General features: G+C 64.9%; 17 protein-coding genes and 1 tRNA gene. 2 read left to right on the forward strand and 16 right to left on the reverse strand.

Annotated features, from left to right (window positions below):
- Positions 1-170: 170 nt before the first annotated feature.
- The 6 genes from thrB to JOF28_RS04560 all read right to left on the reverse strand — a co-directional run bounded on the left by thrB (position 171) and on the right by JOF28_RS04560 (position 7,733).
- Positions 171-1,151 carry a homoserine kinase gene (gene thrB / locus JOF28_RS04535; protein ID WP_245189867.1) on the reverse strand — a complete coding sequence of 327 codons (981 nt, stop codon included), beginning with the start codon at positions 1,149-1,151 and terminating at the stop codon, positions 171-173.
- Positions 1,148-2,458, reverse strand: a complete 1,311-nt coding sequence (locus JOF28_RS04540; RefSeq protein ID WP_209704675.1) for a homoserine dehydrogenase — start codon at positions 2,456-2,458, stop codon at positions 1,148-1,150. Before JOF28_RS04540 ends, thrB begins: the two co-directional genes overlap by 4 nt.
- 90 nt (positions 2,459-2,548) lie before the next feature.
- Positions 2,549-3,988, reverse strand: a complete 1,440-nt coding sequence (lysA, locus tag JOF28_RS04545) for a diaminopimelate decarboxylase (RefSeq protein ID WP_209704676.1) — start codon at positions 3,986-3,988, stop codon at positions 2,549-2,551.
- Positions 3,989-4,209: 221 nt separating this feature from the next.
- On the reverse strand, positions 4,210-4,971 hold the full coding sequence (locus JOF28_RS04550) for an LmeA family phospholipid-binding protein (protein WP_209704677.1): 762 nt from the start codon (positions 4,969-4,971) through the stop codon (positions 4,210-4,212).
- A 25-nt stretch (positions 4,972-4,996) separates the two neighbouring features.
- Positions 4,997-6,667, reverse strand: a complete 1,671-nt coding sequence (argS, locus tag JOF28_RS04555; RefSeq protein WP_209704678.1) for an arginine--tRNA ligase — start codon at positions 6,665-6,667, stop codon at positions 4,997-4,999.
- 73 nt (positions 6,668-6,740) lie between these two features.
- Positions 6,741-7,733, reverse strand: a complete 993-nt coding sequence (locus tag JOF28_RS04560; protein ID WP_209704679.1) for a DMT family transporter — start codon at positions 7,731-7,733, stop codon at positions 6,741-6,743.
- A gap of 72 nt (positions 7,734-7,805) precedes the next feature.
- On the opposite strand from JOF28_RS04560, the gene JOF28_RS04565 reads away from it, so the two are divergent.
- Positions 7,806-8,732, forward strand: a complete 927-nt coding sequence (locus tag JOF28_RS04565) for a LysR family transcriptional regulator (protein ID WP_209704680.1) — start codon at positions 7,806-7,808, stop codon at positions 8,730-8,732.
- A gap of 222 nt (positions 8,733-8,954) precedes the next feature.
- On the opposite strand, the gene JOF28_RS04570 is transcribed toward JOF28_RS04565, so the two are convergent.
- The 9 genes from JOF28_RS04570 to JOF28_RS04610 all read right to left on the reverse strand — a co-directional run bounded on the left by JOF28_RS04570 (position 8,955) and on the right by JOF28_RS04610 (position 16,441).
- Positions 8,955-9,926, reverse strand: a complete 972-nt coding sequence (locus JOF28_RS04570; protein WP_342452078.1) for a siderophore-interacting protein — start codon at positions 9,924-9,926, stop codon at positions 8,955-8,957.
- 34 nt (positions 9,927-9,960) lie between these two features.
- Positions 9,961-10,770: an ABC transporter ATP-binding protein gene (locus JOF28_RS04575; RefSeq protein ID WP_209704682.1), complete on the reverse strand. Its 810-nt coding sequence runs from the start codon at positions 10,768-10,770 to the stop codon at positions 9,961-9,963.
- Complete coding sequence (locus JOF28_RS04580) at positions 10,767-11,879, reverse strand: FecCD family ABC transporter permease (RefSeq protein ID WP_425342484.1); 1,113 nt, start codon at positions 11,877-11,879, stop codon at positions 10,767-10,769. Before JOF28_RS04580 ends, JOF28_RS04575 begins: the two co-directional genes overlap by 4 nt.
- 5 nt (positions 11,880-11,884) lie before the next feature.
- Positions 11,885-12,922, reverse strand: a complete 1,038-nt coding sequence (locus JOF28_RS04585; RefSeq protein WP_342452079.1) for a FecCD family ABC transporter permease — start codon at positions 12,920-12,922, stop codon at positions 11,885-11,887.
- Between the two features lie 10 nt (positions 12,923-12,932).
- On the reverse strand, positions 12,933-13,994 hold the full coding sequence (locus tag JOF28_RS04590; RefSeq protein WP_209704683.1) for an iron-siderophore ABC transporter substrate-binding protein: 1,062 nt from the start codon (positions 13,992-13,994) through the stop codon (positions 12,933-12,935).
- Between the two features lie 365 nt (positions 13,995-14,359).
- On the reverse strand, positions 14,360-15,280 hold the full coding sequence (locus tag JOF28_RS04595) for a hypothetical protein (protein WP_209704684.1): 921 nt from the start codon (positions 15,278-15,280) through the stop codon (positions 14,360-14,362).
- Positions 15,281-15,430: 150 nt separating this feature from the next.
- On the reverse strand, positions 15,431-15,595 hold the full coding sequence (locus JOF28_RS04600) for a hypothetical protein (RefSeq protein WP_209704685.1): 165 nt from the start codon (positions 15,593-15,595) through the stop codon (positions 15,431-15,433).
- A gap of 141 nt (positions 15,596-15,736) precedes the next feature.
- Positions 15,737-16,060, reverse strand: a complete 324-nt coding sequence (locus tag JOF28_RS04605; RefSeq protein ID WP_209704686.1) for a hypothetical protein — start codon at positions 16,058-16,060, stop codon at positions 15,737-15,739.
- A 308-nt stretch (positions 16,061-16,368) separates the two neighbouring features.
- Positions 16,369-16,441, reverse strand: a tRNA-Arg gene (locus JOF28_RS04610).
- A 192-nt stretch (positions 16,442-16,633) separates the two neighbouring features.
- Between JOF28_RS04610 and JOF28_RS04615 the strand changes: the two genes are divergently transcribed.
- Entirely contained in the window at positions 16,634-17,278 is a 645-nt protein-coding gene (locus tag JOF28_RS04615; protein WP_209704687.1) for a GNAT family N-acetyltransferase, read from the forward strand.
- 78 nt (positions 17,279-17,356) lie between these two features.
- On the opposite strand, the gene JOF28_RS04620 is transcribed toward JOF28_RS04615, so the two are convergent.
- Positions 17,357-18,772 (reverse strand): MFS transporter, encoded by a 1,416-nt coding sequence (locus JOF28_RS04620; RefSeq protein WP_425342473.1) that lies wholly within the window; start codon positions 18,770-18,772, stop codon positions 17,357-17,359.
- Between the last annotated feature and the right edge of the window lie 76 nt (positions 18,773-18,848).

Raw genomic sequence — 18,848 nt, forward strand, 5'->3', positions numbered from 1 at the left:
AGTGTTTTCCTCTCGGAATGTCGCGGGGGCGCACGCAAGGCGCATCACCCTCCCACGAACTTGCACTCAAGTGCATTCGGGATCGCCGGGCATGCGCCTCGGCAAGGGAACGATCCAACCTCCACAGCCGCGAATACACCGTGCACCGACAAGGCGGTGGCGACGGAACGCTACTGGGAAACTCGCGAAGAAATCGCGGGGATCGGCTCCACTGTAGCACCCTTCGTATCGACCGCAAGCGTCAGAACGCGCCAATCAGGGTGATGCTCAGCCACGAAATCTGCGGCGGCCAAGCGCTCCTGCGGCCCGTTCGACATCACGAGCACCGACGGCCCGGCACCCGACACCACGGCCGGGTAGCCGCGCTCGCGCAGCTCAGCGATCAGGTCGCGCGTGCCCGGCATCGCTGCACCGCGATAGTTCTGGTGCAGGCGATCCTCAGTCGATTCAAACAACAGCTCGGGGCTCTGCGTGAGCGCCGCAATGAGCAGCGCCGAACGCGACACGTTAAACACTGCGTCCTCGTGCGGCACCTGCTCAGGCTGCAGGCTGCGCGCGAGTTCCGTCGACATCGTGAAGCTGGGCACGAGCACGAGCGGCGCGACACCGCGGTGCACCATCAACTTTTTGAACTTCGGCCCCTCGGGCGTGGTCCACGCAATCGTGAGCCCGCCAAACAGCGCGGGAGCCACGTTGTCGGGGTGCCCCTCAAGCGCGGTGGCGAACCCGAGCAGCTGAGCTTCGGTGAGCGACAGAGGCGATTCCGGATCACTCTCGAGTAGCCCCGCCGCAATCATGATGCCCGCGACGATCGCCGAGCCCGATGAGCCCATGCCGCGGCCGTGCGGAATGCGGTTGTGTGCCTCGAGCGTCAGCCCGGGCAGTTCGCGGCCGAGCTGCTCATACACGTAGGCCGCCGAGCGCACCACGAGATTCGAGGCGTCAGTGGGCACTTCGCCCTCGCCGACACCCGTGACGTGCACGGTAGCGCCAGATTCTGCTCGGGTCGTGGCGGTGAGGTCGTCACCGTAGGCGAGCGCAATGCCCAGAGTGTCAAACCCTGGCCCCAGGTTTGCGCTCGTCGCCGGCACGCGCACGCGCACCGAGCGTGCGGCGTAAGTCGTCTGTGGTGCGTCAGCATTCATGCTCATTCGTTGCCCTCCAGGCGCAGTACGCTCGTCACCTCGTGCACCAGATCGCTCGCGCGCAGTGAATCAACCATGGCGGCGAGATCAGACTCGCGGCCGATGTGGGTGCCGATCACCAGCGAGGCACGCTCGTGCGCACCGTCAGCGATGCTCTGCTTCACGCTTGCGGCCGAGACACCGTGCTCGGCGAGAATACCGGCGATTCGGGCGAGTACGCCCGGCTGATCCTGCACCTCGAGCATCACCTGGTATGACGTGTTGACCTCGCCCACGGGCAGGATGGTCAGGCCAGCGTGGAGCGATCCGGCGATGCCGGGGCCGCCAACCACGTGGCGACGTGCCGCAGAAACAACGTCACCGAGCACCGCAGAAGCGGTCTCGGCGCCGCCAGCGCCCGCGCCGTAGAACATGAGTTCGCCAGCGGCTTCGGCCTCAACGAACACGGCGTTCTTGCCGCCGTACACCGCCGCCAGCGGGTGGTCGCGGCGAATCAGCGCCGGGTAGACGCGCGCCGAGACGCCGTGTTCGCCGTCTGCCGAGGTGATGCGCTCGGCGATCGCCAGCAGCTTGATGACGTAGCCGGCCTGCTTGGCCGTTTCGATCTGCTCAAGCGTGATGTTCGCGATGCCCTCGCGGTAAACCGCGTCAACGGGCACCTCGGTGTGGAACGCGATCGAAGCGAGGATCGTTGCCTTCTGGGCAGCGTCGTAGCCTTCGACATCGAGCGTGGGATCGGCCTCGAGGTAGCCCAGCTCGCTCGCAACGCGCATCGCGTCTTCAGAGCTGTCACCGAAGCGATCCATGCGGTCGAGAATGTAGTTGGTCGAGCCGTTCACGATGCCCATCACGCGGGTGATGTGGTCGCCCGCGAGGCTCTCGCGCAGCGGGCGCAGAATGGGAATGGCCGCCGCCACCGAGGCTTCGTATGACAGCTGGGCGCCGACCTGTTCTGCGGCTTCAGCGAGCTCGGGGCCGTGCGCGGCGATGAGCGCCTTGTTGGCGGTCACCACATCAGCGCCGCCCTGCAGCGCCTGCAAAATGAGGGTCTTGGCCGGCTCGATGCCGCCCATCAGCTCGATCACAATGTCTGAGCCCTGTACGAGGCGCTCAGCGTCGCTCGTGAACAGCTCCTGGGGCAGGTCGACATCGCGCTTCGCGGTGGTGTCGCGCACGGCAATGCCTGAGAGGGTGAGGCGCGCACCAATGCGTGCGGCAAGCTCGTCGCCATGCTCGATGATGAGTCTGGCTACCTGGGCGCCCACTGAGCCGCAGCCCAAAAGTGCTACGCGCAAGTCACGGTATTCGTTCACTTCACTGTCTCCGATGATCGTGTGTATTTCGCCGCGGGGTGTGCCCGCGGAACAGGGGTGGGGGCCGCGCGGTGGGCGCGACCAAGGGAATTAGCTGCGGGGCGTGGGGGCCCAGTCAGCGGCGCCCGTCACGCTCTTGGCGAGCAGTTCGGCTTCGGTTTCGCCGTGCACGATCAGGCGCGCACGGCCGTCGGTCACTGCGACCACCGGGGGCCTTGGCACATAGTTATAGTTGCTCGCAAGCGACCAGCAGTAAGCGCCGGTCGTGGCAACGGCGAGGGTATCCCCCGGGCGCACGTCACCGGGCAGCAGGTCGCGCTGCACCACAATGTCGCCCGATTCGCAGTGCTTGCCTACGACGCGCACGAGGGCAGCATCAGCGGCACTCACGCGGTTGGCGATGCGCACGTGGTAGTCAGCGCCATAGAGGGCGGGGCGAGCGTTATCGCTCATGCCGCCATCGACGCTCACGTACAGGCGCTCGCTGAACCCCTGATCGGCGGGATCTGCGGCCGCGTCGCTGCCCGCAAGCTGCACCGTCTTCGTGGTGCCAACGGTGTAGAGCGTCACGCCCGACTGGCCGATGATCGCGCGCCCGGGCTCGAAGGCCAGCTTCGGCACCGGCACACCGGCTGCCGCGCAGCTCTCGGCCACAATGTCTGCGAGCTCGCGAGCGATGCGAGACACCTCGGGGGCGTCAGCTGCCTGATCAGGAGTGTAAGCAATGCCGAAGCCACCGCCCAGGTTGAGCTCGGGAATATCGCGGCCCGCAAGCTTGGCCAGCTCGGGGTACACGCTCAGCAGCCGCTTGGCTGATTCGCGGAAGCCCTCGGTCGCGAAGATTTGCGAACCGATGTGGCAGTGCAGGCCCACAAAGTCGAGCGACGCATGCGCGAGCACCAGTGAGGCCAGGCGGGGAGCTGCGGCCAGCGGCTGACCGAACTTCTGATCCTCGTGCGAGGTCGCCAGGAAGTCGTGGGTGGAGGCGTGCACCCCGCTGTTGACGCGCAACCGCACACGCTGCACACGCCCGTGGGCTGCGGCCGCCTGAGCGACGCGCTCAATCTCGATCTCGCTGTCGATGATGATGGTGCCCACGCCCGCGGCTACCGCGCGGTCGATCTCGCTGACCGACTTGTTATTGCCGTGGAAACCGATCATCTCGGGCTTCACGCCTGCGGCCAGGGCCACCGAGAGTTCGCCGCCGCTGGCGACGTCAATGGCGAGGCCTTCCTCGGCCATCCATGCCGCGACCTCGACGCACAAAAATGCTTTGCCCGCGTAGTACACGGTCGCCGAGGTGCCAATGCGTTCGGCCTCGCTCGTGAGCGCGGTGAACACCTCGCGGGCCTTCGCACGTGCGGCGCCCTCGTCAATGACGTACAGGGGCGAACCGAACTGCGCGGTGAGATCGGTGGCGCGAATCTCACCAATCTTCAGCTCACGACACTCGTTTCCGCGACGCGCTGTGGGCGGAAAAACGCGAGTATCGATGGCGTTCAGGTCGGCCGGCTGGGTGGGCTCGGTCATCTGGGCTCCTGTGCTCCTGAAATGCGGGTCTTGTTCGCGCACGCTGCGGCTGCATCATGCAACACGTGGCGAGCGGACCCGGCTTGGCCCCTGAAGCCGTGCGAACGGAGACGTGGGTCTCAGAACGAACTTCTCTAGCTTATCGCGGCCCACATGCTCTGCGCGTCACGCTGACGCTGTGTGACAGCACGACTGCGTGCTGGCCACCCAAAACTGGCAAGTTACTCGCAGCTGCCGGGCTCCTGTTCGCGGGCGACCGCCAAAATGGTGGGCGAAAGATCGGCCCGGATCGTCACCGATCCGGTGCTCGACAAATCAACACTCGACAGTTCGATCCCCTTGGGGAGTCGGTCTGCGACGCACAGTTGCTGTGGCTTCAGGATCGGTTCGAGCAGGCTTCCCGTCACCGACCCGAGCTGCTTGGCCGACATATCGAACCCTGCGGCTTTCAGGCCCATGGGTTCAACGGTGACTTCGCCGTCTTCCACGCCCACGCGCAGCGACGCCGTAATCGACACGTCTTGCCCGAAAATCTCGACCGAGCGGCCCACGACGAGCTCGTCACCGCGCACCTCACCCGACTGGGCGATGCCCTGGGTGAGGAGCTCGATGGTGGGGCCCAACTCATTCTTGGGCACGGTGAGTGCGGCGGTGCCGCCCACAATCTCACCCGTGGTGGGATCGAAGGGCGTGAAATCGGCGTGCACGCGCGCATCGGCGATGAGCCCCTCGATGAGCGGCACCTCGGGTGAGGTGATGGTGACATCCCCTACCCCGCCGCGCACAGCGTTCACCAGGGTGGATCCCCCAAGCTCGACGTCGACCGGGTGGTCGTCGCTGAGCTTCAGCTCGCTGCGAATGGTGCCCGCCACGATGTTCGGAATGATCATGCGCAGCGCGATTTCGGCCGCGCCGGCGAGCAGGCCGAGCACGACGACCACGCCGAGTGCTCGCACCCACCAGCGCGGTTTCCGCTTCGCCATGGGGATCCGGATCTAAATATCTAGATTAGAGGCGCTCGGGCGCCGAAACACCGATGAGATCGAGGCCGTTGCGCAGCACCTGGCCCGCAGCGTCGTTGAGCCACAGGCGCGTGCGGTGCAGGTCGCCGATGGGCTCGTCGCCCAGGGGCAGCACGCGGCAGGCGTCGTACCAGCGGTGGTAGGCCGCGGCGAGCTCTTCGAGGAAGCGGGCGACGCGGTGCGGTTCGCGCAGCTCGGCGGCACCCGCGATGATGCCGGGGTACTCCTGCAGCTTGCCCAGCAGCTCGGTCTCAGACGCGTGCGTCAGAAGCTCGGGCACGAAGGCGCTGCGGTCGATGCCAGCGGCCTCGGCGTTGCGGTCGACCGCGCAGGTGCGGGCGTGCGCGTACTGCACGTAGAACACGGGGTTGTCGTTCGTGCGGCTGCGCACCTTCTCGCCGTCGAGCGCGAGCGGCGAATCTGCGGGGAAGCGAGCCAGCGAGTAGCGCAGTGCGTCAGATCCGAGCCACTCGAGCAGATCGTCGAGCTCGATGATGTTGCCGGCGCGCTTCGACAGCTTCGCGCCGTTGAGGTTCACCAGCTGGCCAATCAGCACCGTGATATCGGTGTCGATGTTGTCGCCAGCGGCGCCAGCGATCGCGCTCAGTCGACCGATGTAGCCGTGGTGATCTGCGCCGAGCAGGTAGATCTTCTCGCCGAAGCCGCGATCCTTCTTCGACAGGTAGTAGGCAGCGTCGGCCGCGAAGTAAGTGTAGATGCCATTGCCGCGCGTGAACACACGGTCTTTGTCATCACCGAAAGCTGAGGTGCGCACCCAGGTGGCGCCACCATCTTCGTAGACGTGGCCCTGCTCGCGCAGGCGCTCAACGGCCGACTCGATGGGGCTCGGTTCGCCGTTCTCGCCCTTGGCGTGCAGCGTGCGCTCTGAGAAGAACACGTCGAAGTGAACGTTGAAGCGCTCGAGCGAGCTCTTGATCTCGGCGAGCTGCAGCTGGTAACCCAGCTCTTGCGCCTCGATGATCGCGGCAGCGCGATCTGACTCGGCGAGCTCGGCGAGGCCGGGAAGCTGCGCCTTGATCTGCGCGCCGAGCGCCTGAATGTATTCGCCCGGGTATGCGTCTTCGGGAGCCTCTTCGCCGAGGGCTGCGGCCAGCACCGAGCGGCCGAACTTGTCCATCTGTGAGCCGGCGTCGTTGATGTAGTACTCGCTCGTGACCGTGGCGCCAGCGGCGCGCAGCACGCGAGCGGTTGAGTCGCCCAGGGCTGCCCAGCGGGTGTGGCCCATGTGGAGGGGGCCCGTGGGGTTTGCCGAGACGTACTCGAGGTTGATGTTCTGACCCTTGAGGGTCTCGGTGCGGCCGTAGTTAGCGCCCTGCTCGACTACGCGGCGCGCGGTCTCGCCGGCGCTCGCTGCATCGAGGGTGATGTTAATGAACCCGGGGCCAGCGATTTCGGCCTTGGCGACGCCTTCGATCTCGGCGGCCTTCGCGGTGATTTCTTGTGCGAGCTCGCGCGGGTTGACACCCATGCGCTTCGCGAACTTCATCGCGGCGTTTGAGGCCCAGTCGCCGTGTTCACGGTTCTTCGGTCGCTCTACCGGAGTGTCCTGTTCGGTGACCACGAGGTCGAGGCCGCGTGCGGCGACGATCTCGGTCAGGATGCGGGCGAGAGCGGTAGCGAGTTCTTGGGGAGTCACGAGAATCAAGTCTACTCTCTCGAGCTTGCAGGTTCGTGCGCGTGGCGCGTGACCGCGGTTGTGGCGTAACCGCTTATGGCGCGGGGCGGTCGATGGGCCCGGTCGCGAGGCTGACGAGCGGCCGCTCGGCGATGGCGGCAGCTGGGTCTGCTGCCGCGATGCTGGCGGTGTGCCCGTGGCGCCACAGCTGCTCGGCCCGCGCGCCCCACCAGGTGGCGAACAGCAGCACGATTGCGCCCACGAACCCGAGCACGCCGATGCGGTCGCCCGCAATCATTACGCCTGCAAGCAGCGCCCAGGCCGGCTCGGTTCCTAGCAGCATGCCCGCGCGCGAGGCCGAGGTGCGCTTGGTCGCCCACAGCTGCCCGAGAAACGCGACGATCGTGCAGCCGAGGCACAGATAAGCGATGGTCAGCCAGTTGGCCGCGCTGAAGGTGGGCAGGCTTTCTGCCAGTGAGCGGCCGCCCCACACGGCGAAGATCACGGCGCCGAAGGTGATCTCGACGGTGGTAAGCCCGAGCACATCTGACTTATTCATGCCCGCCGCCCGCGCTTCGGCGACGCCCAACAGTGCGCGGGTGGTGGCGGCCAAGAGCATCAGGCCATCGCCGAGGTTCATGGCCGAGAACCCCTGGCCGCCCACCAGCAGCGCGATGCCCAAAAGTGCCAGCACGATGCTGCCGAGCAGCGCACCCGAGAGGCGACGCTTCAGCATCGCTGACTCGATGATCGGGGTGAGCAAGATCGACAGCGCAATAATCAGCCCGGCGTTGGTGGCACTCGTGAGCGTCACGCCGATGGTCTCGAGCGCAATGGTGGCCGCGCGCAACGACCCCAGCATGATGCCAGGGAGGGTGGAATCTCGCAGCCGCACCTTCGGCCTGGCGGCATTGATCGCGAGCAAGATGATGGCGGCGGGCACAAATCTGGCGCACATCACAGCGGCGGCCGAAGACGCGTGAGCGAGATCTTGCGTGGAGAGGTAGCTGCCACCCCAGAGCACGGCAATCACGAGCAAAATAGCGTCGGGAATATGGCTGCGAAGGTTGCGCGTAGCGAGGGTCACCTCTGTAAAGTACCGGCCGGTAACAATACAGAACAACTGGCAGTGTCTTCACTATTGCGTAAGCTGAGCTTCATGGAAGTTCATCACCTGCGCACCCTGCGTGAGCTGCGCGATCGCGGTTCGGTCACCGCGGTGGCCGCGGCCCTGCATCTTTCTCCGTCTGCGGTGTCGCAGCAGCTCGCGGCCCTCCAACGGGGTGTGCCGGTGCCGCTCACTGAGCAGCAGGGGCGCGTGCTCGTACTCACCCCGGCCGGCGAACGCGTCGCCGATGCCGGAGGCAAGGTACTCGAATCACTCGCGCAGGTCGAGAACGTGGTGCACGAGTACCTCACCGCCCCGCATGAGACGGTCACCGTGACCGCGTTTCACAGCGCGGGGCTGGCCTGGTTTCCTGACTTCATCGCGACATGCATGGCCGATCGCAAGGGGCCCACGGTGCGCTGCCGCGACGAAGACGTCTCGATCACCGAGTTCGTTGACCTCGTCAGTGAGCACGATGTGGTGATCGCCCACCGCCCGCTCGCATCTGAGCCCTGGCCCACCCACCGGGTGCACGTCACCGAGGTACTCACCGAACCCATTGATATTGCGCTGCACCGCGATCACCCCCTCGCCGCGCAACAGACGGTGAGGCTGGCAGACCTTGCCGAGGAATCGTGGGTCGCCGCCCACGAGGGGTTCGCGCTCGAACCGCTGCTCGTGCAGGCCGTGTCGGCAAGCGCGGGCTTTCCGATCAACATTGCGCACCGCGTCAACGAGTTCAACATGGTCGCGGCGATCATCGCGAAGACAAAAGCGGTGGGCATGCTGCCCCGCTACACCGGCCTGATCCCCTATTTCAGGGACGAGGTGGTGCTGCGGCCCCTCGAGGGGCTCACCGTTGGCCGTCACATCGATATTCTCACGCGGCCCGAAACCCAGGCCCGGGCCAGCACGCGCACCGTCATTGACCGATTCGTGCGCATCGCGCAAGAGACGCAGCGGCGCGCTGAGGCGTAGGCACGCCAGCCACCGCGGCCAGAGTTTTCACTTCAACCAGAGATTTCGCTTCAATCAGAGCTTTCTCCGTGAATTCTTCTGGTTGAGATGAAATCTCTGATGTGAGCGCGGGTGGCGCTCGCAGATCTTCGAGATCCGGGCCCGCAGTTCAGCGACCACAGCTCAGCGCCCACAGCTCAGCACCGGAGCCAGCGGCTCAGCGCCGGAGCCCGCAGCTCAGCGCTAGCCGCGCATCGCAACGCCCTTGCGCCAGTACCCCATGAATGCGACCTGGGCCCGGTTGATTCCGAGGTCTCGCACGAGGTGCCGCCTGAGGGTCGTCACGGTGCCACTCTCCCCCGCGATCCAGAAGTACGATTCGGCGTGATTCTCGCTGACCGCGGGTTGTTCGCCGAGGCGAGAGTATTGCGGGGTCTCCCACACCAGTTCCTCGCCCTCGACGTCGACGATCTCCACCGACCCTGTGGCAGTGAGCTCACCGTCGCTGAGCGCCCCCAGATGCTGCAGCACCGCCGGAATAAGCACCGTGCCTGTGGCTTTTCCGTCGCGGGGCAGCCAGTGCACCTCGCACCCGGCGGCGGCCGCGATGTCGAGGCGATCACCCGCTTCGGGCACCTCGATGAAGGCGCGCACCTGCGGGGCGTCATCGCGGCCAGCGAGATCTTCAATGATGCGGGCGATCGCGGGGGCCGCGGTCTCGTCGCCTGCGAGCAACACCGTTGACGCGGTGCCCGGGGTGTATTCGATCCCGCCGCCCTCGAGCAGCCCGCGCCGCGGCCCAAAGATCAGCAGGTCGTCACCGGCCGCGGCCTGTGCCGCCCAGCTCGATGCCGGCCCCGAGGCACCGGGGCTCAGGTGCAGCACGAAATCCACGACGAGCGTCGTCGCGTCGCCCTCGACGATGAGATCACGCACCGAGTACGTGCGCATTGCCCCGCGACGCTCTTCAGGGAACGCGAGCCACGCTTGGTACCACTCACTCCCTGCTGATGAGAGGTCAGGGAATTCGCCCTCTGCGGGCGGAAAGATCAGCTTGATGCGCTGATCGAAGGAGCTCCCCGGGGTGCCAAAGTCAGCCAGCTCAGGCCCGCCAAACGAGATACGTACAAAGCTCGGTGAGAGCACCTCGACCGTTTGCACCGTCGCTCGCGCAATAACGAACGGAAACTCAACGGGCGCGGTGGAATCAGTCACGGTACTCTCCTCAATCACTTCGTTATGGGCCTGGTCAATAAGTTGCACGGACATGGTGCCGTCCTTTCGGAAGTACGAGTGGGGTGCCAGATACGGCATCGGGCACGATGCTGCAGTCGAGGCCAAACACCTCGTGCACAAGTTCAGGGGTCAAGATCTCACCGGGGGCGCCGTGCGCACACACGCTGCCGCTGGCCATCGCCACCAATACGTCGGAGTACCGCGCCGCAAGGTTCAGATCGTGCAGCACCATCACGATGGTGGTGCCACGTTCGCGGTTCAAATCAGTGAGCAGGTCGAGCACCTCGACCTGGTGGGCGACATCGAGAAACGTGGTGGGTTCGTCGAGCAGCAGCACATCAGATTCTTGGGCGAGCGCCATCGCGATCCACACTCGCTGACGTTGCCCACCCGAGAGTTCATCCACCGCCCGCTCAGACAGTTCAGCGAGCCCTGTTGCGGCGAGCGCGTCTGCGACCACTTCATAGTCGTGTGCGCTCCATCTGGCGAAGGCTCCCTGGTGTGGGTGGCGGCCGCGGCCGACGAGGTCGGCGACGGTGATACCTTCGGGGGCGATTGGGCTCTGTGGCAGCAGCCCGAGAATGCGCGCGAGTTCTCGTGACGGGTAGTCGTGCAGGGCTTTTCCGTCGAGGGTGACGCGGCCACTGCTCGGTTTCAGTAGTCGTGCGAGGGCGCGCAGCAGCGTTGATTTACCGCAGCCGTTGGCACCGACGATCGAGGTGATGCGCCCGGCGGGCACGTCGAGGTCGAGGTCTGTGACGATGCGGCGGTCGCCGTAGCTCAGGGTGATGTGCTGCGCCGCCAGTTGACGGGTCTCGGTCATGCGGTGCCTCCTGAGCGGGTCATGCGGGTCAGTAAGAAGATGAGGTAGGGCGCGCCGAGTGCTCCGGTGATGACGCCGACGGGGTAGCGCTCGTTGAACACGAACTGGCCGATGAGGTCAGCGGTGAGCACGAGCACGGCGCCGACGAGCCCGGCGGGAAGCAGTGAGGGCTTCCCCGGGCCGATGAGTCGCTGGGCGATCGGGCCCGACATGAATGCGACGAAGGTGATGGGGCCGGCGGCGGCCGTGGCGAATGCGAGCAGCACCACGGCCGACAGAATGACCGCGATACGGGCACCGTTGACTCTGAGTCCCAGGGCGGTCGCAGCGTCATCGCCGAGTTCGAGCAGGCCGAGGCTGCGCCCCGTGTACAGCAGCACCGGTGTGCACAGCAGACACACGATGGCGACGGGAAGTACCCGCTCCCATGTTGCGCCGTTGAGACTGCCGGTGATCCATTGCATCGCGGCCTGCATATCCCAGGCGGCAGCACGCGAGATCACATATGAAATCACGCTCTGCAGCATGGCGGCCAGGCCGATGCCGATGAGAATGAATCTGGCGCCGGTGAATCCGCGCCGGTTGGCGAGCAGGTAGATGGCGAGGGCAGTGGCGAGGGCTGCGCCTAATGCCAACAGCGAGATGCTGGTTTCGTTCCATTTCAGCAGCACGATCCCGACCACCGCGGCCGCCGCCGCACCGCCGCTCACCCCGATGATGTCGGGGGACGCGAGCGGGTTGCGCAGCAGAGTCTGGAAGGAGGCGCCCGCTGCGCCGAAGGCAAACCCGGTGAGGATGCCCAGCGAAGCGCGCGGCAGCCGCAGCTCCCCCACGGTGAACGCGGCTTCTGAGTCGGTGTCGCCCAGCAGCACCTGCATCACCTGCGCGGGGCCGTAGAAAGTGTGGCCCACCATGAGCGTCAGTGCGAACACGGCGAGCGCGAGCGCCCCGAGCACCACGGTGACCGTGACGAGCCGCGCATGCCGACCGCGGCGACCGCGCTGAATCACGCGGGCGAGCGGCGACGCCGAAGGCCGCGACGCCAAAGACCCCGACGCCGACTGCGTCTGCATCTGCATCTGCATCTGCATCTGCATCTGCATCTGCATCTGCGTCATAGTCCTCTCCCCTTCTGCCGGCGCACGATCCAAATGAACAGCGGCGCCCCGATGATCGCGGTCACGATCCCCACCTCGATTTCTTCAGGCTTGGCAATAATGCGTCCCACAACATCGGCGGTCACGAGCAGCATTGATCCGGCAATCGCGGTATATGGCAGCAACCAGCGGTGATCTGGCCCGACCAGCAGCCTGCAAATGTGCGGCACCAAGAGCCCGACGAAGGCGATGGGCCCGGCTACGGCGGTGGCCGCGCCCGCCAAGATCACGGCGCCCAGCGCCGCAATCGCGCGGGTGCGAGCGACGTGCGCGCCGAGCCCGGCGGCCAGTTCGTCGCCGAGCGCGAGCGCATTGAGTCCCTTGGCGCTCGCGAACACGATGAGGGCGCCGATCGCGAGCACCGGGGTGACCGTGGCGATGCGATCCCACGCGGCTCCCCCGACGCCGCCCACCTGCCAGAACTGAAAATTGCGCAAGCTATCCACCCGGGGCAGCATGATCGCCGAGCTGAGTGAAACGAGCGCGGCGGCGGTCGCGGCGCCCGCGAGGGCGAGCTTCAGCGGGCTCGCTCCCCCGCCCAGTGACCCCACGATGTAGACGAAGCCTGAGGCGACGGCCGCTCCGATCACCGCGACGCCCATCACGCTGTAGGGCTGCGATAGCCCAAAGAACGCAATGCCCACGACGACCGCGAACGAGGCTCCGCCTGAGATTCCGAATATTCCCGGATCCGCGAGCGGATTGCGCGTCACGGCCTGCAGCGCGACCCCCGACAGAGCGAGGGCTGCGCCGATCAGCACAGCAAGCACGGTGCGGGGCACTCGCTTCGTCACCACGGCTTGCGCAATGGTGTCGGTTGCACCGCCGAGCCCCGCCACGATGTCGTCGAACGCTACCCCGCGCACCCCAAACGCCACCGACACCGCGCACATCAGCGCGAGCAAGACGAGGCACACGAGCAGCCCCGCGCTGAGGAAGCTGGCACGTTTTATGTGCGTCGCTCCGCTCAGCGCGGGCGCAGTTGAAACAGTCACTCGGGTCGAGCTACTTGGCGGCCGAGGTGCTATTCAGCAGCTCGAAGTAGTCACCGATGCCCCACGCAATCGACAGCGGCGACGGGTTCGCCGATGCGGCGAGCGGGGTGTTGTCTTCGAGGATCACGATGTTACCCGCGGCGATCGCGGGAATCTGTGAGTAGAGCGGGTCGGCCTGCAGCTGCTTCACGAGGTCACCCTGGGGGTCGCCGTACGTGACAAACACATCGACGTCGTCAAATTTATCGGCTTCTTCGGCGCTGATCTCGACGTAGAACTCGTCGGTTTCGGCCGATGACTCTGCCACGAGGGCGGGGGTCGGGGCGCCAGCGGCTTCGAGGAAGCCGGGGCGGGTGTCGTGGCTTGTGTAGTACCCGATCTTGCTGAGGTCGCTCGGGTCAACAAACGCGAACATAAACTTGGTATCTGCGAGCTCGGGGTTTGCGTCCATCGCGGAAGCGGTCTCCGACTCGATCTCAGCATTGAGCGCCGCGCCTTCTTCGCCCAGTCCGAGCGCGTTGGCGTTCATGCACACCATGTCTTGCACCGAGGTACCCCAAGCGGTGTCGGGGTAGGCCACCACGGGGGCGATCTTCGAGAGCGTGGCGTATTCCTCTTCGCTGAGGCCGGAGTATGACGCCAGAATCACATCGGGGTTCGTTGCGCGCACGGCCTCGAAGTCGATGCCGTCGGTCTCGTCGAAGAGCACCGGAGTTTCGCCGCCGAGCTCTTTGATCTTGTCGTCGACCCAGGGCAAGATTCCGTCGCTGTTTTCGCCGTCACCCCAGGTGACCTTGCTCATACCAACGGGCACAATTCCCAATGCCAGGGGCACCTCGTGGTTCGCCCACGCCACAGTTGCCACGCGCTCGGGAGCTTCCTCGATCGTCGTGGTGCCGTAGACGTGCTTCACCTCGACCGGGAATCCGCTGGCGGCAGCGGTGCACGACGCTGTTTGAGCGTCGCCGGCGGCATCAGATTTACTGCCACTGTCAGAAGCTGTTGAGCACGAGGCAAGGCCGACGGCGAGAAGGGCGACGGCACTGCCGCCGAGGATGCGTGAGAAGCGCACGGGAGTTCCTTTCAAAGGATGAAGACTGCGCACGACTAACACGTACGCACATCATCCTATGATGGTTAGGCACACCTAACTTTGTCAACCATTAATCGTTAATTTACGTCATCACCAAGTCAGCAAACGGGCCATGAGCGGGCCCGATAACCGCTGCCTGCAGCACCAACTCCGGGGTTTTCATTAGCAACGGACGTCTACCGGCACTTTTCTCCGGAGTACCTGGATCTTCCGTTTTTAGGCAGCACAAAAAGCATGCAGGCATCAAAAAACGTGGCCAGCCCGTATGGGCTGGCCACGTCTTCACCTACGCAAATGGATTGGGTTGCGTCCTCTTAGGCAGGGCAATAAACAAACTGGGGTTGTCAATTTGCGGCGGAGTCAGCGGTGCTTGCGCATCCAGAAACGATGTCCACCCAAAGATTTCCATTGATCGTGTAGCTGTCATTAACCGATGCCGATCGCACCGGCAGAATCTCGCTCCCCATAAAATATTGAGATTTCATTTGATCGTGCACCGGGTACCCGGCCTCTGACCAGGCGGCCACGATCTGACTCACGGTTTGCCCCTCTGCGTCACTCGGCAACGCAAATCTTGCGCTGACTTGCTCGCCAGTTTGGCCGCTGGGCGTCGGGCGACACGATTCGACGCGCAGCGGCAGCTCCGTCGCCGCAAAAGTAGCTTCCTCACCGGTGACGTCGTCCACCACGACAATGGGCCCTTTGGAGAACGACGCGGCAATCTCTGCCATGCGCACGACCTCGGCCTCGGCATCCGTTTGACTCAGTGGAACTATCTCCTCGGGAACCGTAGACCCCGTGGCGGGCGAGCCCGGCACTTCGAGAGTCACAGAACCGATGCGCTCATTTGTTTCACGAATCACCTCGTTGAGGCTGCCGAGCGCATTAGTAGACACGAGCGCCAGCGTGGCCACGAGCATTCCACCGCTCAGAACCCCCGCGACAAACCAGCTCCGCTGATGGTTCCAAGCCGCGATAACAGTAATGATCGCAATGACCGCGAGCATCATGGCTGCGGCTATCACCACGCCCGTCGCGCTTTGTGCGGTGAAGCCAATGGCGCTGGTCCACTGTTCCAAGGTGGTCAGATCGTTCCTGTCCCACAGAACACTCGCACCGACAAACAACAACGCAAAACCCGCCCACAAACACATCACGGCCACAACGAACACCATCACGGTAGCGAAAATTCGATGAATGATCGGCCCAAAATTTCGCTTCTGGCCCGGTAAATTCTCGTTGCTTTCTATATCAACCATTGCCATCACATAACCTCCGCGAGTTCTTACTCAAACGAGTGACTGGCCGCCACAGGGCATGAAGCCCCCATACTAACCAGCCCCCGCTCCCGCAGAAGATAAAAGCGCGCGAAAGATAAAACGTGGCCAGCCCGTATGGGCTGGCCACGTCATGAACTACGCAAATGGATTAGGTGTTGCGTCCCCTTCATCAGGATGACGAATCAATCCGGGGTCATCCTGACCCTTACGCGGGTCTTCATCGCCGTTGAAGGTCTCGGTTGCACCGTCCATAACCGGCTCATCAATGGTTTCTTCGGGGTCGTGGTGATCGTTTTTCATAGGGCGCTCCTCACGTTTTGGGAAGGCCTACTCTATGCGCCGAAGCGCCCGGTGAGTTCGAATTCACGGGAAACGCTAACCCAGCGGGTTCGAGTCTCGCCGGGCGTAACAGGAATGCTGTCGCCCAGCTTGTCTCCGCCGCTACACCGAGGTCGGTACGTCGGGCGCCCCGTCTCGGTACGACTGCGGAACATGGCCGGTCTGCCCACCCCAGCGATGGTTCTCACGGCCAGTCTTCACGCCCGCCGATTCCCATTTCACTGCGGCATTGGCCGCGTCGAGAGAATCGTACATGGCAATGAGGCGGCGCTGAGAAGGATTCGGGTTCCACGTCATCAGCAGAAATTTAGTGATTTGCTGTCGATCTGTGACGCACTGGATCATCGCGGCCGGCTGCTCCAATTTGTACCGCATGACCGCCCACAGATCAGTTTCGATTTGCACGCACGGCTGAGTCTCACTCATGCCCACGAGAGTAAACCCCACCTGCGACATCGCCCGCCGACCATCCACTAAAGCCATGTTTACTGCGTGTTGACCGGAGCGCCCTCAAGCCCACCAGCAACAGAAAAGCCCGCAAAACAGGCGATCGAGGCTCACCCGTTGCCGAGCAACGTGATCCGCTTTCCTGGCCTCGCTTCGTAGCGCTGCCCCAGATTTGCCCCACGTGACCTACGGTACTTATGACCGATCCGCTCAACGGCCCTTCTGCAGAAAACAAAAAAGCGGGCCTGACCTGCTATTTCTAGCAAATCAGACCCGCTCATATCGAGTGCCCTCGGAGGGATTCGAACCCCCGACCTACGGTACCGGAAACCGACGCTCTATCCCCTGAGCTACGAAGGCGAACAACTGCGACTCAAACAGCCTAGCGCATTTGGGGCTCGATTCTCGAACCGACGACCGCCCGCGCGTGCGAGCGTGTTTCTTCCCGCTGCCACAAGCTCCCTTGCTAAAGTTCCCAGTATGGGCAACGTGGCTTTACGCGGGGCCCAGCAGCACGAGCTGCCCCGCCCTCGCACCGAGAGAAGAGTCCTCATGACGCAGATTCCCGCGCACGTGACGCCCGCCCCGCATTCCCCGCAGCAGCTCACCGCGATCACCGACACAATTGCGCTCGCATTTGCGCACGATCCTTCGTGGTCGCCGATCCTCTCCCCCAACGCCGACGATCTCGCCGTCGCCCGCAGCTACTGGGGCCTGTTCGTCAATACTGCGCAGCGCTACCCCTTCACGTTCACGGTCGCGAGCGAGGCCAAGGCCGACACCGACACCGCAGAAGTCGCCGCGGCCGCCGTGTGGTACCCGCCCAACGCCGAAGAGCTCACCCACGCCGAAGAGGAAGCGTTCCCCGAGTTCGTGGCCGGCCTCATCGGTGAGGCGAAGCGCGACGAGGTGCTTGCGATCTCTGATTTGTTCGACGCCGCTCACCCCACCGCGCCGCACTACTACCTGAGTTTGCTCGCGACGCACCCCGCGCACAGCGGCAAGGGCCTCGGTATGGGGCTGCTCGCCGCGAACCTCGCTGAGTTCGACAAGCTGGGTGTGCCCACCTACCTCGAGTCCTCGAATCCCGCGAACAATGCGCGCTACCAGCGCCTTGGATACGAACCGCACGGCACGATCGATCTGCCCTCGGGCCTCACGATCATGACGATGTGGCGTGAGCCGCAAGCGATCTAATATGCGGGCCTCGCACGATCTTGATCCGGATCGCGCGAGGCCCCTCCCCGCTCAGCCCTAGCGCGCCCTGCAGCGTGCCTACCGGTCGTCGAGTGCCTGGCCCTTGCGGTCCACGAGCCCCCAGGTGGCCGCGGCCGCCACGACGAAGAAGATCGAGAATACGCCGAAGGTGAGCCCTGATCCGCCCGCGGCCAGCAGCAGCGGTACGGTGAGCGGTGCAATGATCGAGGCGATGCGGCCGAAGCCGGCTGCCGAGCCCGCGCCCGTGCCGCGCAATGAGGTCGGGTAGAGCTCGGGAGTGACCGCGTACAGCGCACCCCAGGCACCCAGATTGAAGAACGACAGCGCCATACCGGTCGCGATGATCGCGCCCTCGGCGTGCACCGTGCCGAACAGGATGGCCGATACGGCCGAGCCGATGAGGAACACCGAGAGGGTGAGCCTGCGCCCCCACACTTCGATCAGCCAGGCGGCCACCGCGTAGCCGGGAAGCTGGGCCAGCGTGATGATGAGGGTAAAGCCGAACGACCGCACGAGGCTGAACCCGGCGTCGACCAGAATGCTGGGGATCCAGATGAACGCCCCGTAGTAAGCGAAGTTGACGCAGAACCACACGATCCAGATCGCGAGGGTGCGGCCGCGCAGTTCGCGCGACCAGATGCCGGCGAGACGCGAGGCCGAGGCAGTAGGACGCGCAGCGGCGGTGCCAGCGGCAGCGCTGTCAGCACCGCTAGCCTTCTCGGCTGCCTGGGCGTGCGCGGGAGGCGCCGGAGTGGCGGCTGCCTGGATCGTGGCGGCTGGCAGCTTGGCGGCCTCGGCCTCGAACGAGGCCACAATCACTTCGGCCTCTGCTGCGCGGCCGTGGCCGCCCAGCCAGCGGGGCGATTCGGGCAGCGCCCAGCGCACCACGAGCGCCCACACCGCGGGGATCGCGCCGAGCGCGAAGGCCCAGCGCCAGCCATCATCAGAAGCGGGAACTACGAAGTAGCCGATGAGCGCGGCGGCCGTCCAGCCCACCGCCCAGAACGCCTCGAGAATCACGATGATGCGGCCGCGAATGCGGGCGGGGGCGAACTCGCTCACGTAGGTAGAGGCGACCGGCAGCTCAGCACCCAGGCCCAAGCCGACAAAGAACCGCAGCACCAGTAGCACCGCCACGCCGCCGACGAGTGCGCTTGCCCCGGTCGCGATGCCGTAGATCAGCAGGGTGATCGCGAACACCTGGCGGCGCCCGAAGCGGTCGGCGAGCAGCCCGCCCAGGCTCGCACCGATGGCCATGCCCAAGAACCCGATCGAGGCGATGAGCCCGGCTTCACCGCTCGAGATGCCCCACTGCTGCGTGAGCGCCGCAATGATGAACGAGATCAGGCCAACGTCCATCGCGTCGAGGGCCCAACCGATGCCTGATCCGGTGAGCACGCGTCGGTGCTTGCGCGTGAACGGAAGGTCGTCGAGGCGCTCTGCGATACTGCGGGGTTCGCTCATGATCCCCATCGTAGATCGCTTCGGCGCTTTACCCCGCTGTTTTGGCGTCGTGTGGCGTTTTATGCCGCGTCATGGGGCGTCATTC

It is taken from the genome of Leucobacter exalbidus, assembly GCF_017834145.1.
In the GTDB taxonomy this organism is placed as follows: domain Bacteria; phylum Actinomycetota; class Actinomycetes; order Actinomycetales; family Microbacteriaceae; genus Leucobacter; species Leucobacter exalbidus.

What these genes read in the sequence shown, in the direction of transcription:
- JOF28_RS04575 (WP_209704682.1), bottom strand. Translation starts at nt 10,770, where the DNA reads ATGACCGAGACCCGTCAACTGGCGGCGCAGCACATCACCCTGAGCTAC.
- thrB (WP_245189867.1), bottom strand. Translation starts at nt 1,151, where the DNA reads ATGAGCATGAATGCTGACGCACCACAGACGACTTACGCCGCACGCTCG.
- JOF28_RS04620 (WP_425342473.1), bottom strand. Translation starts at nt 18,772, where the DNA reads ATGGGGATCATGAGCGAACCCCGCAGTATCGCAGAGCGCCTCGACGAC.
- lysA (WP_209704676.1), bottom strand. Translation starts at nt 3,988, where the DNA reads ATGACCGAGCCCACCCAGCCGGCCGACCTGAACGCCATCGATACTCGC.
- JOF28_RS04595 (WP_209704684.1), bottom strand. Translation starts at nt 15,280, where the DNA reads ATGGCAATGGTTGATATAGAAAGCAACGAGAATTTACCGGGCCAGAAG.
- JOF28_RS04605 (WP_209704686.1), bottom strand. Translation starts at nt 16,060, where the DNA reads ATGAGTGAGACTCAGCCGTGCGTGCAAATCGAAACTGATCTGTGGGCG.
- JOF28_RS04600 (WP_209704685.1), bottom strand. Translation starts at nt 15,595, where the DNA reads ATGAAAAACGATCACCACGACCCCGAAGAAACCATTGATGAGCCGGTT.
- JOF28_RS04615 (WP_209704687.1), top strand. Translation starts at nt 16,634, where the DNA reads ATGACGCAGATTCCCGCGCACGTGACGCCCGCCCCGCATTCCCCGCAG.
- JOF28_RS04550 (WP_209704677.1), bottom strand. Translation starts at nt 4,971, where the DNA reads ATGGCGAAGCGGAAACCGCGCTGGTGGGTGCGAGCACTCGGCGTGGTC.
- JOF28_RS04580 (WP_425342484.1), bottom strand. Translation starts at nt 11,879, where the DNA reads ATGCAGATGCAGATGCAGATGCAGATGCAGATGCAGATGCAGACGCAG.
- JOF28_RS04565 (WP_209704680.1), top strand. Translation starts at nt 7,806, where the DNA reads ATGGAAGTTCATCACCTGCGCACCCTGCGTGAGCTGCGCGATCGCGGT.